Source organism: Martinezella tropici, assembly GCF_008370325.1.
GTDB classification, from domain to species: Bacteria; Pseudomonadota; Alphaproteobacteria; order Rhizobiales; family Rhizobiaceae; genus Rhizobium; species Rhizobium tropici_B.
In genome coordinates, this window is record NZ_VNIP01000011.1 from 629350 (window position 1) to 643912 (window position 14563).

The 14563-nt window shown below is 59.2% G+C and carries 15 protein-coding genes; 6 read left to right on the forward strand and 9 right to left on the reverse strand.

What is annotated here, in order from left to right:
* Positions 1 to 46: 46 nt before the first annotated feature.
* The 7 genes from FP026_RS23975 to apbC all read right to left on the reverse strand — a co-directional run bounded on the left by FP026_RS23975 (position 47) and on the right by apbC (position 7648).
* A complete protein-coding gene (locus FP026_RS23975; protein ID WP_004109844.1) occupies positions 47 to 274 on the reverse strand; it encodes a F0F1 ATP synthase subunit C in 228 nt (75 codons plus the stop codon).
* Positions 275 to 340: 66 nt separating this feature from the next.
* Positions 341 to 1093, reverse strand: coding sequence for a F0F1 ATP synthase subunit A (locus FP026_RS23980; RefSeq protein ID WP_149637080.1), 753 nt, complete (start codon positions 1091 to 1093; stop codon positions 341 to 343).
* Positions 1094 to 1171: 78 nt separating this feature from the next.
* Complete coding sequence (locus tag FP026_RS23985; RefSeq protein ID WP_120663124.1) at positions 1172 to 1516, reverse strand: AtpZ/AtpI family protein; 345 nt, start codon at positions 1514 to 1516, stop codon at positions 1172 to 1174.
* A gap of 309 nt (positions 1517 to 1825) precedes the next feature.
* Positions 1826 to 3004, reverse strand: coding sequence for a cell wall hydrolase (locus FP026_RS23990; RefSeq protein WP_149637081.1), 1179 nt, complete (start codon positions 3002 to 3004; stop codon positions 1826 to 1828).
* Between the two features lie 172 nt (positions 3005 to 3176).
* On the reverse strand, positions 3177 to 5042 hold the full coding sequence (locus tag FP026_RS23995) for a potassium transporter Kup (RefSeq protein WP_432444144.1): 1866 nt from the start codon (positions 5040 to 5042) through the stop codon (positions 3177 to 3179).
* A gap of 53 nt (positions 5043 to 5095) precedes the next feature.
* Positions 5096 to 6073 carry a magnesium transporter CorA family protein gene (locus FP026_RS24000; protein ID WP_149637083.1) on the reverse strand — a complete coding sequence of 326 codons (978 nt, stop codon included), beginning with the start codon at positions 6071 to 6073 and terminating at the stop codon, positions 5096 to 5098.
* 414 nt (positions 6074 to 6487) lie between these two features.
* On the reverse strand, positions 6488 to 7648 hold the full coding sequence (apbC, locus tag FP026_RS24005; RefSeq protein ID WP_149637084.1) for an iron-sulfur cluster carrier protein ApbC: 1161 nt from the start codon (positions 7646 to 7648) through the stop codon (positions 6488 to 6490).
* A 234-nt stretch (positions 7649 to 7882) separates the two neighbouring features.
* Between apbC and FP026_RS24010 the strand changes: the two genes are divergently transcribed.
* Positions 7883 to 8113 carry a hypothetical protein gene (locus FP026_RS24010; protein WP_149637085.1) on the forward strand — a complete coding sequence of 77 codons (231 nt, stop codon included), beginning with the start codon at positions 7883 to 7885 and terminating at the stop codon, positions 8111 to 8113.
* A 192-nt stretch (positions 8114 to 8305) separates the two neighbouring features.
* Here FP026_RS24010 and FP026_RS24015 read toward each other — a convergent pair whose 3' ends face one another.
* Positions 8306 to 9046, reverse strand: coding sequence for a helix-turn-helix transcriptional regulator (locus FP026_RS24015; protein WP_432444145.1), 741 nt, complete (start codon positions 9044 to 9046; stop codon positions 8306 to 8308).
* A gap of 320 nt (positions 9047 to 9366) precedes the next feature.
* On the reverse strand, positions 9367 to 10176 hold the full coding sequence (locus FP026_RS24020) for an IclR family transcriptional regulator (protein ID WP_149637087.1): 810 nt from the start codon (positions 10174 to 10176) through the stop codon (positions 9367 to 9369).
* Between the two features lie 127 nt (positions 10177 to 10303).
* Here FP026_RS24020 and FP026_RS24025 point away from each other — a divergent pair, with 127 nt between their 5' ends.
* The 5 genes from FP026_RS24025 (at position 10304) to FP026_RS24045 (ending at position 14525) form a co-directional block, all read left to right on the forward strand.
* On the forward strand, positions 10304 to 11074 hold the full coding sequence (locus tag FP026_RS24025) for an SDR family NAD(P)-dependent oxidoreductase (RefSeq protein WP_149637088.1): 771 nt from the start codon (positions 10304 to 10306) through the stop codon (positions 11072 to 11074).
* Positions 11075 to 11097: 23 nt separating this feature from the next.
* A complete protein-coding gene (locus FP026_RS24030; protein ID WP_149637089.1) occupies positions 11098 to 12030 on the forward strand; it encodes a 2-dehydro-3-deoxygalactonokinase in 933 nt (310 codons plus the stop codon).
* Positions 12030 to 12665 carry a 2-dehydro-3-deoxy-6-phosphogalactonate aldolase gene (locus FP026_RS24035; RefSeq protein WP_149637090.1) on the forward strand — a complete coding sequence of 212 codons (636 nt, stop codon included), beginning with the start codon at positions 12030 to 12032 and terminating at the stop codon, positions 12663 to 12665. Before FP026_RS24030 ends, FP026_RS24035 begins: the two co-directional genes overlap by 1 nt.
* A gap of 2 nt (positions 12666 to 12667) precedes the next feature.
* Complete coding sequence (locus FP026_RS24040; protein WP_149637091.1) at positions 12668 to 13555, forward strand: SMP-30/gluconolactonase/LRE family protein; 888 nt, start codon at positions 12668 to 12670, stop codon at positions 13553 to 13555.
* A gap of 349 nt (positions 13556 to 13904) precedes the next feature.
* Positions 13905 to 14525: a PRC-barrel domain-containing protein gene (locus tag FP026_RS24045; RefSeq protein ID WP_149637092.1), complete on the forward strand. Its 621-nt coding sequence runs from the start codon at positions 13905 to 13907 to the stop codon at positions 14523 to 14525.
* The last annotated feature ends 38 nt before the right edge of the window (positions 14526 to 14563 follow it).

Sequence of the window (14563 nt, forward strand, 5' to 3'; positions counted from 1 at the left end):
ATCACGGCTCGCTATCCGCGAACCGTGATCTATGACGCCGCTGATATCAGACGGCGAAGAGCAGGAGGAGAGCGATGAGCAGCGAGAAGATGCCCAGAGCTTCCGTAACGGCGAAGCCGAATACCAGACGGCCGAACTGGCTGTCAGCAGCCGACGGATTGCGCAGTGCGCCGGACAGGTAGCTGCCGAAGATATTGCCGAGGCCGAGAGCCGTGCCGGCCATACCAAAGCAAGCCAAACCTGCGCCGATGAACTTTGCTGCTTCCGCGTCCATGTTGAACTCCTTTGAAATGGTTGTGCGGTGAATGACTGACGCCCTTAGACGCCAATGTCTTTATCCTTAGTGGCCACCCGGATGGATCGCGTCGTTGAGGTACATGCAAGTCAGCACCGCAAAGACGTAAGCCTGGAGGAAGGCGACGAGGAACTCGAGACCGGTGAGGGCGACGGTCATGATGAGGGGAAGAATGGCGCCACCGATGCCGAGCGCGCCAAGGGCTCCGAGCGAGGCGACGAAGCCTGCGAACACCTTGAGCGTGATATGACCGGCCAGCATGTTGGCGAAAAGACGAACGGAGAGTGAAATCGGCCGCGACAGGAAGGAGATGATTTCGATCACCACCACCAGCGGCAGAAGGATGCCCGGAACGCCTTGCGGCACGAAGAGCTTGAAGAAGCCGAAGCCGTGCTTGATCAAACCGTAGAGAATGACGGTGAGAATGACGAGCAGCGCCAGAGCGAAGGTGACGATGATCTGGCTGGTGATGGTATAGAAATACGGAACCATGCCGAGCAGGTTTGCCGTCAGCACGAACATGAAGAGCGAGAAGACCAGCGGGAAGAACTTCATTCCCTTCGTTCCCGCCCCTTCCTTCAGCATCGAGGCGATGAATTCGTAGGCCATTTCCGCAACCGACTGAGCGCGGCTCGGGATAACGCTGCGCTGTGCCGCGGCGAAGTAGAGGAAGCCGGCGGAGATTACCGCGGAGGCGACCATGAACAAGGAAGCGTTGGTGAACGAAAAATCAATTCCACCGATATCGATCGGAATAATCTTGAAGATCAGGAACTGATGGGTAGGTCCGTTTGCCACCGCTGGTTCTCTTTCATTTTCCCGCTCGAGCGAGCGGATGCCTCTCACCTGGAAACGGCGCCGCAGCGTCGCTTCCGCTCATTTCTTGTCTCGGCCTTGCTCATCCAGCGCCGGTGTCGCCACCTTGCCCGCAGAGCGCAGCACGTTCAGCACGCCGGCACAGAATCCGAGAAGCAGCAAGATAATCATGCCCCACGGCGCCGTACCGACAAAACGGTCGAAGACGTAGCCCAGAACAGCGCCAACGATAATGGCGGCAATGAATTCGCTGGAAAGCTTCATCGCCTGAGCATAGCCTTTACGGCCTTCCTCGGCGCGAACCTCCCCGTATTCATCCTCTTTCGCGGCAGCGCGCTTGCTCGCCAATTCGGCTCCCAGCTGCGCCCGCCGCTGTTCCAGACTTTCGTCGCGGTCGTCCGTCATGGTGATATCCTCCCCTTTCGTCGCGCGTTATCCCTATACCCCGGTCAACGCGTAAACGAACAGCAGGTTTCGCCACCTTTCGGCCCGTTTTGAAGTCGCGCGCAACATAGTTTTAGGAAAAAGCATAGTCAAGGCGTAGACGACATCTGTCCAGCCATAAATTAGCCTAATTAAATCATGAGTTTAGAGTGAAAGAACCGTGCCGGACGAAAACTGAGCCGAAGAATCCTCTTCAGCCCATGCTTTTCTATGGCTTTTTTGCCAGCCGCCATGGCCCTTCTTAGGGCCAATCCGCAAACTTCGAACGCCTCAGCTCCAGCCGCCGCCATACGTGCGGTAAAAGATATGCATGCCGATGCGTCCGACCTTCACCATCTCGGCCGCCCATTTCGGCCTGACGTAGACGGCATGGTAGTGGGTGGCGGAGCCGACTTCAGGCAACCAGATCTTACCGGCCGTCACCGCCATCGCGACCTGACGGGCGATGCGCCAGTGTTCCGGCGAGTTGACCCGATCCTTGACGTTGTCGCAGGCGAAGGAGAACTGGCAAGCGTTGGTCCAATCCTCGTTCTGATAGACGACGCCGCAGATGGTTTTGGGATAGACGGGATTGCGAACGCGATTGAGGATGACCTGGGCGACGGCCGCCTGCCCTTTCACGGACTCGCCGCGCGCCTCGAAATAGATGCCGGTCGCAAGGCATTGCTGCTCATCGGACGAGAACACAGATGGCGGCAGGATATTGGCTGCCCACAGGTGATCCTTCGGTCCGATCTGCGGCACGAAACGGCCCTCGCCGTCCTGATCCTTGGCAAGAATGGAATCGAAAGGCGAGACACGGGCATAGTCCGGCGCCGGCGATGCATAGGCCGCCGCCAGAACATCGGCATTCCGATTGGTGACGAGGTTTGCCAGATAGGCCGGCACGCTCTCGTCCAGCTTCGGCGGCTGCTTCTTGTAGAAGGCGGTGGCGATCTGGATTTCCTTGCCGTCGAGCTTCGGCTTCAGGAAGGCAGTGCGCTCACCGGTATCGGATTCCGGCCGAAACAGCATGCTTTGCCGCTCCAATACCGAGCCCGCAGAAAAATCCTTCGGCGGCTGCATCGGCGCTATGGCAACGACGCGGCCCTTCTTGTCCTGGCGGTTGACCCGGTCCTCATCCGGTCTCGGATCGCTGCCTTTTTGTTCCGACTGGAAAGCAACCCGCCGCCCGTCCGGCAGCACCAAGCCGCCGTCGCCCACCGCGGCGGCCGTCTTGGCATCGCCGAAGGCGAGTTCCGCCTGATGGGTGGAACCGGCCGGTGAGGCGGTCATCACCATGCGCCAGTTGGCCCCTTCCCTGTCGATGCCGGAAAGGAGGCCGGCAAGATCGGCGTAGGCCGCAGGAGACGGAAAGATCAGCCAGGCACAGAGCCCGAAGACGGCGGGCGAAGTCCAGTTTTTCGGCAAGAAACTCAATTTTCGGCTGACATAACGCGAGCGAGACAACACCGGACTCCAAACGGCACTCGAAACCAGGAGCCGGAATAATCCCCCATTAACCTTGATGGATGGTTAATTCGGGCGAATCTGTGATCGTGAATACAGCAAGCTACCCAGGGCAAGAGAAAAGGCCCGGCGGATGTCCACCGGGCCTTCGAACGATGCGATAAAATCAGCCTTAGATGATGACGTGCGAGCCCAGTTCCACCACGCGGTTGGCCGGCAGGCGGAAGTAGTCTGAAGGGTCGGTCGCGGCGTTGGCGAGTGCGATATAGAGCCGGTCCTGCCAGTGCGGCATGCCCGACTTGGCGTCCGGCACGAGCTTACGACGACCGAGATAGAAGGAGGTCGACATGATGTCGAACTTCAAACCGGTCTTGCGCAGGGTCGCGAGTGCCTGGGAGACGTTCTGCGATTCCATGAAGCCGAAGCGCAGCTCGACGCGCGAGAAGCGATCGGAAACCTTTTCGACCGTATAGCGATCTTCCTGGAGGACACGCGGCTTGTTCGTGGTGCGGATCGTCAGGATCACGTTCTTGTCGTGCAGGACGTGATTGTGCTTCAGATTATGCAGCAGCGCGGCAGGCGCGGATTCCGGATCGCTGGTCAGGAAGATCGCGGTGCCGGGCACATGGGCGGGCGAGTGATCGCTCTTGCGCTCGATCGAGCTGACGAAGGACGACAGCGGGATATCGGTGTGCCGCGTTTTTTCCATCAGGATCGCGGTGCCACGGCGCCAGGTCCACATGATGACGGTGAAAGCGGTCGCGATCAGCACCGGAACATAGCCACCGTCGTGGATCTTCAAGAGGTTGGCGCCGAGGAAGACGAATTCCAGGAGCAGCAGCGGCGTCAGCACGGCAACAGCCATGGGTAGCGTCCAGTTCCAGCGAACGCGGACGAATTCGAAAGCCATGATCGAGGTGACGACCATCGCGCCGGTAACCGAGATACCATAGGCCGTCGCCAGCGCGTCCGAGGTCTTGAAGGCCAGGACCAGGAAGATGACGCCGAAGAATAGGACGGTGTTGACCGACGGCAGGAAGATCTGGCCGGTATTGGTCTCGGAGGTGAACAGGATTTCCATGCGCGGCAGGAAGCCCAGATGGATGGCCTGGCGCGTGAGCGAGAAAGCGCCCGTAATGACCGCCTGGCTGGCGATGATCGTCGCCAGAGTGGCGAGAATGACCACCGGCAGGATCGCCCAATGTGGAAACATCAGGAAAAACGGGTCGGACATGGCCATCGGCTCGCGCAGCACCAAAGCGCCCTGGCCGAAATAATTCAGCGCCAGCGACGGAAAGACCACCACGAACCAGGCCCACTGGATCGGACGGCGGCCGAAATGGCCGAGGTCGGCATAGAGCGCTTCCGCGCCCGTCACGGTCAGAAACACCGCACCGAGCACGACGATTCCAAGAAAGCCTTCCCTTATAAGGAAGCTGATCGCATACCACGGATTGAGCGCGGCCAGAATGCTGTAATCGTCGGAAATGTGCATAACGCCGGCAAGGCCGATGATGATGAACCAGAGAGCTGTGATCGGGCCGAAAAAGCGGGCGACCGCGCCGGTGCCGTGCGACTGGATGGCGAAGAGCAGCGCCAGGATGGCGACCGATATGGGAACGATATAGTCTGACAGCTGCGGCGTGACCAGCTTCAGGCCTTCGACAGCCGAGAGAACCGAAAGCGCCGGGGTGATCATCGCATCACCAAGGAAGAGCGCGGCGCCCAGCAGACCCAGCAGCATCAGAATGGCGGTATGGCCGTTGGCCGTCTTCATCAACAGCGCCAGCAGCGACAGCGTGCCGCCTTCGCCGTCATTGTCTGCGCGGAGCAGAAAAAGGACATATTTGATCGTGACGATGATCGTCAGCGTCCAGAACATCAGCGAGACGACGCTGATGACTTCGCCGCGCGTCAAACCGTCAGCGGCTACCGGCTTCAGTGCCTCGCGAAAGGCATAGAGCGGGCTCGTACCGATATCGCCATAGACCACGCCGATCGAACCGAGGGCGAGGTATGCGAGCTTACGAGCGTTCATTTTCCCGTCGGGAGAATGATGGTTTTCGTTAGACATTCAGGATCACTAGACTCTCAGAGCCAGCCTTTCCAGCGAAAAAAGAAAAACGGAACGATGGCGGAAACCACCATCAACAACAACGATGCCGGGTAGCCGTAGGCGAAATGCAGCTCGGGCATATGCTCGAAATTCATGCCATAGACGGACGCCACAAGCGTCGGCGGCAGGAACACCACGGAAGCGATCGAAAAGATCTTGATGATGGCGTTCTGCTCGATATTGATCAGCCCGAGCGATGCATCCAGCAGGAAGGTGATATTTCCCGCGACAAAGGATGCGTGCTCGGACAAGGACTGGACATCCCGCGAGACATTGCGACACAGGTCCTTGGCCTCATGGTCCTGTTGCATGGCGGGGATGGCATGAAGGAAGGTCAGCAGCCGGGATAGCGAACTCAAGCTGTCACGCACCTTGCTGAGCGTGCGGTGATAGCCTGCGATGTCCTTGAGCTTTTCTTCCAGGTAGTTTGCCGGGCGGCGGATCTTCTTCACGCGATCGCCGAATACGTGCACCGACAATATATCGATACCGGCGACGGTCTGTTCAAGCACCTCGGCGGTACGGTCGACAATGGTTTCGAGAAGTTTGGCAAGGAGCGCGACACCCGTGCGCCGCTCCTGCGGAATGCGCTGCAGAGCCGCGATGAACAATGCGAAGGATTTCGGCTGTGCGTAGCGGATGGTGACCAGCCGGCGTCCCGTCAGAATGAAGGCGACATCGGTCAGCATCGGCAGATTGGTATCGGCCTTCCACAATAGGGAAGCGGTCAGAAAGACCGAGCCGTTTTCAACGTAGAGCCGGCTGGAAGGCTCTATGTCCTTCATGTCCTCGCGCGTCGGCACTTCGAGCCCAAGCAGCCGTTCGATATCGGCCTCTTCGTCGCGCGTGGGATCGACCATGTCGATCCAAACGGCATTGTCAGGCAAGCGGTCGGCGGCCGAGAGATCGGGGAGCTGAATCGGTTTGGAATCTGAGCAATAGGCAGTTATCAACTGCTCGCTCCCGCGACAGCGGAGACGACACTGAAGCCGAGGCACTTTGCGCGCATTCGCCGCGATCCCACCAATGGCCAATGAAAAAAGCTCATAAAACCCCGGTCGTATCCCGCCGGTCCGGCCGGGAATCCGTGTCCATGTTCCATTGCGCTGCTGTACCAATCCTTCGTCCGTCCTGGCGAAGGCGCCTGCTCGGACGAAATAAAACCACCATGCGGCGGAGGGCGGTCATCGGAAATGCTCGACCAGTTCCACGCCGGCGGCGCATATGCAGCAAAGCTCGCAAAGAATCAAGTCACAACCTCTTCATTGCGCGATTTCACCGCAGTTTCGATGATCTTGCGAAGTCATAGCACAGGATGCCGACAAGACAATGCGTCGCTATACAGAAAGCAGATATGTCTCTGTAATTTATTCGAATACGATCGACGGCGCAGCGCGTTGCGGTGTGCCCTCCACTTGCTTCCAAACCTTGGCAGCGATCTCGCGATAAATATTCGCGACGACTCCGTTCGGTTCGGCGGCGACGAGCGGCGTGCCAGCATCCGAGGTTTCACGAATGCCCATGGTCAGCGGCACTTCGCCGAGGAAAGGCACGCCGATGCGCTCGGCTTCCCTGCGCGCGCCACCATGGCCGAAAATATCGTAGCGGGCGCCGGTGTCCGGCGCGATGAAATAGCTCATGTTCTCGACGATGCCGAGGACAGGAACCTCGACCTTGCGGAACATGTTCAGGCCCTTGCGCGCATCGATCAAGGCGAGGTCCTGTGGCGTCGAAACGATGACGGCGCCGGCAAGCGGTACCTGCTGTGCCATGGTCAACTGCACGTCACCCGTGCCGGGCGGCATGTCCACCACCAAGACGTCGAGCTCGCCCCAGGCGACTTCGCGCAGCATCTGCAGGAGCGCGGATTGCACCATCGGCCCGCGCCAGATCATTGCGGTTTCTTCCTCCACCAGGAAACCCATCGACATGACTTTGAGGCCGTAATTCTCCATGGGATTGATGATGCGGCCGTCGATCTGCGTGGGACGTCCGGAAATCTTCAGGAGGCGCGGCATCGAAGGGCCATAGATATCGCCATCCAGAATGCCGACGCGCAGGCCGTTGGCCAGGAGGCCCAGTGCAAGATTAACTGCGGTGGTCGATTTGCCGACACCACCCTTGCCAGAAGCGACCGCGATGATGGCCTTGACGCCCGGAACGCCGATCTTGGCGGCGCGGGGCGGCTGTTGCGGCGCGTGCTGATGAGGATGCGGATGGGAATGGCCGTGCGGGGCAGCTTGCGCCGGCGTCGGCCGGGCGGCGGGCGCGCCGGCCTTCTTGTCGGCGGTCAAAGCGACCAGGGCGCCCTTGACGCCGGGCATTTCCTTGATGACGCGCTCGGCCGCAAGACGCATCGGCTCGAGATCCTTGGCGCGTTCGGCGGGAACGGTAATAGAGAAATAGACCTTGCCGTCGGAAATGAAGACATCCGACACCATACCGAGCTCGACGATATTGTGCTCCAGGTCCGGGCCGCGAACCGTCTTCAACGTTTCCAGCACCTGTTCCTTGGTGATATCTGCCATTCCACCCTCACTGCACGATCTTCATCCGGAGCGCAGCATTTGTCGCACGCTTCCTGAAATCTTTCTGGCTTAGATAGTAGAGCGGCGGGACTTCGCCAAACGAAATTCAAGGCGCTATCGATAAAAAGCGTCTTCGTTGCGGCCGGCAGGTCCGCCGGGTCCATCTATGACCCCACCAGCCGCAACGGTCTCCCAACACGGAAAGACGTTCGCCGGCCGACATAGAACAACTGCTTGGAAGGAATAGGGCAAGGTTGGGAAAATCGCCTCATCGGCCGCTTCGATCTTTGTGAGCGTGCCAATTGGGCAACAACCGCCGCCGACACCCTTCGCCTGGGAAGCTATGGCGACGGCATCGGCGACGGTCGTTTGATCCGCGCCCGTTTCATCGGCGCTGTTATCAAAGTCCCCTCTGGACCTCTGCCATTTAACAAGCAGGAAGCGTGCCAGTTTTCACAAAATTGAAAAAATCGCCGCATTTCAGAGACTTGGCGAGGAGCTGGTCGGCCTGATCAGAAGGGCGCGCCGATTCTCCTCATCATATTTTATTCGCAGCGCACAAAATTCATTCAGCAACTGCCCGAATTGCAGTCAATTGGCCACATCCTGCCGGCAATTAAAACTGACGACGGCAGCACTTCGGCGAGCCCGCAAGGATCACTTGATCAGCCCAACACGTAACGCCTTGGCAACGGCCTGCGTGCGGTTGACGGTGTCGAGCTTCTTGGTAGCGCGATTGAGGTAATGGTTGACCGTATGCTCCGACAGCGCAAGGATCTCGGCTATTTCCGCGCTCGTCTTTCCCGCCGCGGTCCAATTCAGGCAATCGATCTCGCGATCGGTAAGGGCGTCAACGACACGAACGTCGAGATTACGGATTTCCGCGAGCCGATCGAAGACGTGAATTGCGATGTAGGAGAGATCCTTGATCTCCTCGGACGAAAAGAGATCGCGATCACCAGCCAGGGAGACCGCGCCGCGAAGACCGGAGGCATCATGGGTCGGCAGATAGAGGAAGCGCGTCATGCGAAAGCGCTCGAACAGAGCGACGACGAGCTGCGATTTGCCTACCTCGCGATTGGGGCTCGCCACCACCTCATAGACGAAAGGAAGTGTTGAGCTGCGCAAGCGCAGCAATGGAGGGCTGGTCGGCAGCAGCCCTTCCTGATCATAAATCGACAGCAGTTCGGCCGGCCAGTTGTTGATCACCGAATTGCTCTGCAGTTCGAAAGAGGTGATCGGCGGTAGATTGAGCACCATGAAAGCGCGGCAGCGATAGGCCTCGGTCAGCCCTTTCATGAAACGGAACACATCAAACTGAGTCTTCAGCCTACCGATTTCTTCGATATAGTCCTCACCGCGAGGGGGCGTTCCCGCCTGTACCAATGCCGCCATCATCAGTCTTCTTTAGTAAAAGAGGAAAAAAATACGGGATTTCCGTATCTTGTCCCCCACGATTAACGCACCAGCGCCGATATAGGGCACCTGCCGAAATATAAGTTTTCGAAATTCGTGGCAGCTTCAACGATCGTTACTATGTCGTCCGGTCATAACCTCGCCAAATCCTTGATGATTCCAGCAATCATTTACTTATAATGGCAGCTCTTACGCATATCTCAACAATAAAATTCAAGATAAACGGGCGATTTGGCTAAGGTCCGGCATTGGCAGCATTAAAATTGAAAAGGCCTGGGCGGCCGCGATGAGAATTTGTGGAACTAGCGTTTCGGGCCCATGCGATTGCGCATATCCATCATGATCGATTGAGCGGCAGCCACCACCAGCGGCGCCCATGCCTGCAGGCTCTGCGGCGTGACACGATAGGCCGGTCCGGTGACCGAGACACCGGCCAGCATATGACCATCATCCGAGCGGATCGGGGCGGCAACACAGCATATGCCGCTTTCGTGCTCCTCGAGATCGAACGCATAGCCGCGTCGCCTGATCTCCGAAATATCCGAGAGCAGCTCTCCGGCATTGTGGAGCGTCTGCCCGGTATAGGGGTGAAATTCGAGACCGGCGATCCGGGTCGCAAGCTCGGTATCATCGAGCGCGGAAAGCGCAGCCTTGCCGATGCCCGTGCAATAGGTCGGCGAGGCATTGCCGATCTGCGAATACATGCGAACGGACTGCCGTCCCTCGACCTTGTCGAGATAGATGACCTCTGCGCCATGCAGAACGCCGAGATGCACGGTTTCGCAGGTGACGTCGTGCAGGCGCTGCAAATGCGGCTCGGCAATGGCACGAAATTCGTTGCGCGCCCAGCTGCGTGAGGCGAGCGTCAAAAGCCTGAGACCGATGAGATAGCGACCGTCGCGATCGACCTCCAGAAGCCCTTCCTCGACGAGATGCGACAATTGGCGATGCAGCGTGCCGCGCGGCTGATCGGACAGCGAAAGAATATCCGTAAAGCGCATGGGGCCATCGGCAAGCGCAACGAGATCGAGCAGCGCAACAAGCTTCCCAAGCGTTCCGGTTTCCCGGTCGCGGCGGCCGTTCGCTTTCACGCCTTCCGAATTCAGATCCATGTCCTTTCATTTATCGCTGGCACTGCAGCGTTATCCTTGACACGATGGAAGGGTAATCCGATAATTCCATATAGTCAAATATTGTTCCACATAATGGAACTTTGTAACCTATCTCGGAGGAGAGATCTTGGCTGAGACGCATGCGCAATTTCCCGACCTGAAAGATCGAACCGTACTCGTCACCGGCGGCGGCTCCGGCATCGGTGCGGCACTTGTAGAGGGGTTCGCCAAGCAGGGTGCGAAAGTTGCCTTCATCGACGTTGCCGAGGAGCCGAGCAAGGCGCTGGCCGCCAAGCTTTCGGCGAAATCCGCCCATCCCGTCGTCTTCTATCACGCCGACCTGCGCGATGTCGGCGCTATCAAAAGCACGGTCGCGGCGGTCGAATCCGATCTCGGCGCGATCCGCGTGCTCGTCAACAACGCAGCCTGGGACGACCGGCACGATATCGACACAACGACAGAGGACTATTGGGACAACAATCAGGCGATCAACCTCAAACAGGTTTTCTTCGTTTCGCAGGCGGCAGTTCCCGGCATGCGGGCAGCCGGCGGCGGCGCAATCATCAATTTTTCCTCAATCGTCTTCAAGACCAGCCCGCCGCTGCTGTCCTCCTATGCGGCGGCAAAGTCCGGCATCCTCGGGCTGACCAAGAGCTTTGCCGGACGCTTCGGCCCTGAGAATATTCGCGTCAATGCCGTCCTCCCCGGAATGGTCGTGACCAAGCGGCAGCTCGACCTATGGCTGACCGAAGAGGGCATGGCGAGTACGATCGATCGGCAATGCCTCAAGCGCGTGCTGAGCGCCGACGATCTTGTGGGACCGGTGCTTTTCCTGGCGTCTGAGTGCTCGGGCGCCATGACCGGACAAGCCATCACCGTCGATGGCGGCATCTTCTAACGAAAGACTTTGGAGCATTTCTCATGACCAAGCCCGCATATGTCGCGGTTGACTGGGGCACCAGCAGTTTCCGTCTGTGGCTGATCGGCGAGGACGGAAGCATTCTGGCAGAGCGCCGGAGCGGCGAAGGCATGACTGCGGCGGCCCAGACCGGCTTTGCCAAGGTTCTGCAGGCCCATCTGGACGCAGTATCCGTGCCGGACACCGTTCCCGTTCTCGTCTGCGGCATGGCCGGAGCGCGCCAGGGCTGGGTGGAGGCCGGATATATCGACACACCGGCATCGCTTGCCGCGATCCTCACCGGTGCCGTTTCCGTGCCCGGACAATCTCGCGACATCCGCATCCTGCCGGGCCTTGCGCAACGCAGCCAGCAGATGCCTGACGTCATGCGCGGCGAGGAAACACAGTTGCTCGGCGCGATCGCCGCCGATGCCAAGGGCGAACAGCTCGTGTGCATGCCGGGAACGCATTCGAAATGGGTACGCGTGCTTGACGGCCAGGTGACGGGCTTCTCCACCTTCATGACCGGCGAGCTCTTCGACGTCATTACCAAGCACAGCATCCTGTCGCATGCCGTTGCCGGCGCGGCGGATCAGCCTGCCGATACCAAGGTATTCGAGACGGCCCTCGGGGCAGCGTTCGACAAACCTGCCCTTGCGACCAACCTGTTGTTCACCGCACGTTCCGGCCAGCTTTTGCACGGACTGACGGCTGCCGGTGCGCAGGCGCTGATATCAGGAACCCTGATCGGAACGGAGATTGCCGGCGCGCTTGCATCAGCCGGGCAGAACGTGACCATTACGCTTGTCGCGTCCGGCCGCCTGCAGGCTCTCTATGAGGGTGCGTTCCGCGCCCTATCTCTCACCTACAAGACCATCGACGCCGACGCCGCCGTCCGTCGCGGGCTTTCCGCCGCGGCCGAAGCGATCTGGTTCAAAAAAGAAAGCAAAAGCTGATGACGACCCGCATCCCCTTCCCGCCCATGAAACGCCCGCTCATCGCCATTCTTCGCGGCATCAAGCCGGAGGAAACGGCTGATATCGTCGGCGCGCTGATCGAGACCGGCTTCAGCGCGATCGAAATTCCGCTGAATTCGCCCGAGCCTTTTCGTTCCATCGAGATTGCCGCCAAGATGGCCCCCGCTGATTGCCTGATCGGCGCAGGCACGGTGCTGACGGTCGAGGATGTCGACCGATTGGACAGCGCCGGCGGCAAGTTGCTCGTCACGCCAAATGTCGAGCCTGCGGTCATCAGCCGCGCCCGCGACAAGGGCATGGTGACGATGCCAGGCGTATTCACCGCGACGGAAGCGCTTTCCGCTGCCCGCGCCGGCGCCACCGGCCTTAAATTCTTCCCCGCCGGCGTACTCGGTGCCTCCGGTATCACCGCCATTCGCGCGGTCCTGCCGCCGGAGCTCGTCATCGCCGCGGTCGGCGGCGTTTCGGACAAGAATTTTGCCGATTACACCAAGGCGGGCATTCTGGCTTTCGGTCTCGGCACCAGTCTCTACAAGCCGGGAATGACCGCGGCAGAGGTTGCCGAACGTGCCAAGGCCACCATCTATGCCTATGATGCAGCCATAGGAGCCTGACTATGACCGATATCCACGATTTTCAGGGCAATATTCTCTGCAATACGTCCTCCGTCCTGGGGGAAGGCCCGACTTACGACCCCGATACGGACACCGTCTGGTGGTTCAATATCCTCGGCAAGGAACTGCACGAGTTGCATCTGCCGACCGGCAAGAAACAGGTTCACGAGCTGCCGATGATGGCAAGCGTGCTGGCCCGCGTCGATGCGGAACGGCAGATGATCGCCACCGAACAGGGCCTCTTCCTTCGCGACATCGCGACAGGCGAGCTGAGTTTTTATGCGGCGATCGAGGCCGACAAGCCGGAGAACCGTTCCAATGACGGGCGCACGCATATTTCCGGATCGCTCTGGATCGGCACCATGGGCAAGCGCGCCGAGATGCAGGCGGGCGCCATCTATCATGTCTCCGGCGGCAAGGTCACCAAGATCTTCGATCAGATTAGCATTCCAAACTCCATCTGCTTCTCGCCCGACGGCACGATCGGCTATTTCACCGACACGCGCGTCAGCCAGCTCATGCGCGTTCTCGTCGACCCGGAGACCGGGCTTCCGACGGGCGAGCCGATCGTCATGGTCGACAGCATGGAAGATCCGGGCGGGCTCGATGGCTCGGTCTGCGATGCCGATGGCTATATCTGGAATGCGCGCTGGGGCTCCGGTTTCGTCGACAAGTACAGCCCGGACGGCCTGCGCATCGAACGTTATCGCGTGCCTGCCATGCAGCCCTCCTGCCCGGCCTTTATCGGCAAGAATGCCGACCGGCTGGCAGTGACGACCGCCTGGGAAGGGTTGGACGACGAAGCCCGTTCCATGCAACCCCAAGCCGGCGCGCTCCTGGAACTCGGCCTGACCGTGAAGGGCGTCTTTGACCCGCTATACAAGCTTTGATTGAAAGCCCTCTTGAGGCGCTCCGTGCCTGAAGAGGGCTTTGCCTTGATGATCAATGCTGCATCAGCATCCGCCGATTTGCGGAAAATCTGAAATTTGTATCGACCCTTCTTCAGTTCAGCCAGTTCCCCAGGTTGTTTTTCGAAACATCAACCTATTGTTTTCATGTTACGTTCCCTCCATTTTCAACTTGCAGCCATCGACTTCTGCAACTTTTGACGGAACCAAAACCTTAGTGAACCATTTGCCTTTATAGCCGACACGATGAATGTCGGTAAATGGAGGTTCCACTCGCGCTGGTAAGCATGCGCACGAATGCATGCCCATCAGAATGAAAGGTAGGTTCACGATGACTGGGAAACTCTTCACTTCTGTCGCTGCAGGCGCAATCTTCGCCACGGCCTCGGTACTTTCGCCGATGGCGTACGCTCAGGCGCAGCAACCGGCGAACGGAGGCACTGGCAAGGCGCCGGTGACGCAATCCGCCCCTGCAACGCCGGACGCCACAAAGCCGGATAGCTCGATGCCGCAAACCAAGGCTCAGGCGCCCGCTTCGACGACCGGCACCGAACAGGCCGCCGGCTACATCACCACACAGTCGGCCGACCAGATCAGTGCCAAGACCTATATGGGCCAGTCGGTCTATAATGGTCAGAATGAAAGCATCGGTAGCATCAACGACCTGATCCTGCAGAAGCAGGGCGGTGTTGTTGCCGCCATCGTCGGCGTCGGCGGCTTCCTTGGCATCGGCCAGAAGAGCGTCGCCGTACCGTTCGACAAGATCAATGCCACGCAGAATCCGCAGGACGGCACTGTCAAGCTCACGACGACCGAAACGGCCGACTCGCTGAAGGCCGCGCCGGAATTCAAGACGCTGGCAATGCAGGCTTCCGACAAGGCGGCAAGCTCGGCGGGTACGTCGACAATGCCGGCGACGGACAACACTACGACTTCGTCGACCAACAAATAATAGTCAAATAAAACAATGGTCAGGCGAAATGCAGAAGC

What these genes read in the sequence shown, in the direction of transcription:
- FP026_RS24035 (WP_149637090.1), top strand. Translation starts at nt 12,030, where the DNA reads ATGACGACCCGCATCCCCTTCCCGCCCATGAAACGCCCGCTCATCGCC.
- FP026_RS24040 (WP_149637091.1), top strand. Translation starts at nt 12,668, where the DNA reads ATGACCGATATCCACGATTTTCAGGGCAATATTCTCTGCAATACGTCC.
- FP026_RS24020 (WP_149637087.1), bottom strand. Translation starts at nt 10,176, where the DNA reads ATGGATCTGAATTCGGAAGGCGTGAAAGCGAACGGCCGCCGCGACCGG.
- FP026_RS24045 (WP_149637092.1), top strand. Translation starts at nt 13,905, where the DNA reads ATGACTGGGAAACTCTTCACTTCTGTCGCTGCAGGCGCAATCTTCGCC.
- FP026_RS23985 (WP_120663124.1), bottom strand. Translation starts at nt 1,516, where the DNA reads ATGACGGACGACCGCGACGAAAGTCTGGAACAGCGGCGGGCGCAGCTG.
- FP026_RS23975 (WP_004109844.1), bottom strand. Translation starts at nt 274, where the DNA reads ATGGACGCGGAAGCAGCAAAGTTCATCGGCGCAGGTTTGGCTTGCTTT.
- FP026_RS24015 (WP_432444145.1), bottom strand. Translation starts at nt 9,046, where the DNA reads ATGATGGCGGCATTGGTACAGGCGGGAACGCCCCCTCGCGGTGAGGAC.
- FP026_RS23995 (WP_432444144.1), bottom strand. Translation starts at nt 5,042, where the DNA reads ATGAACGCTCGTAAGCTCGCATACCTCGCCCTCGGTTCGATCGGCGTG.
- FP026_RS24030 (WP_149637089.1), top strand. Translation starts at nt 11,098, where the DNA reads ATGACCAAGCCCGCATATGTCGCGGTTGACTGGGGCACCAGCAGTTTC.
- apbC (WP_149637084.1), bottom strand. Translation starts at nt 7,648, where the DNA reads ATGGCAGATATCACCAAGGAACAGGTGCTGGAAACGTTGAAGACGGTT.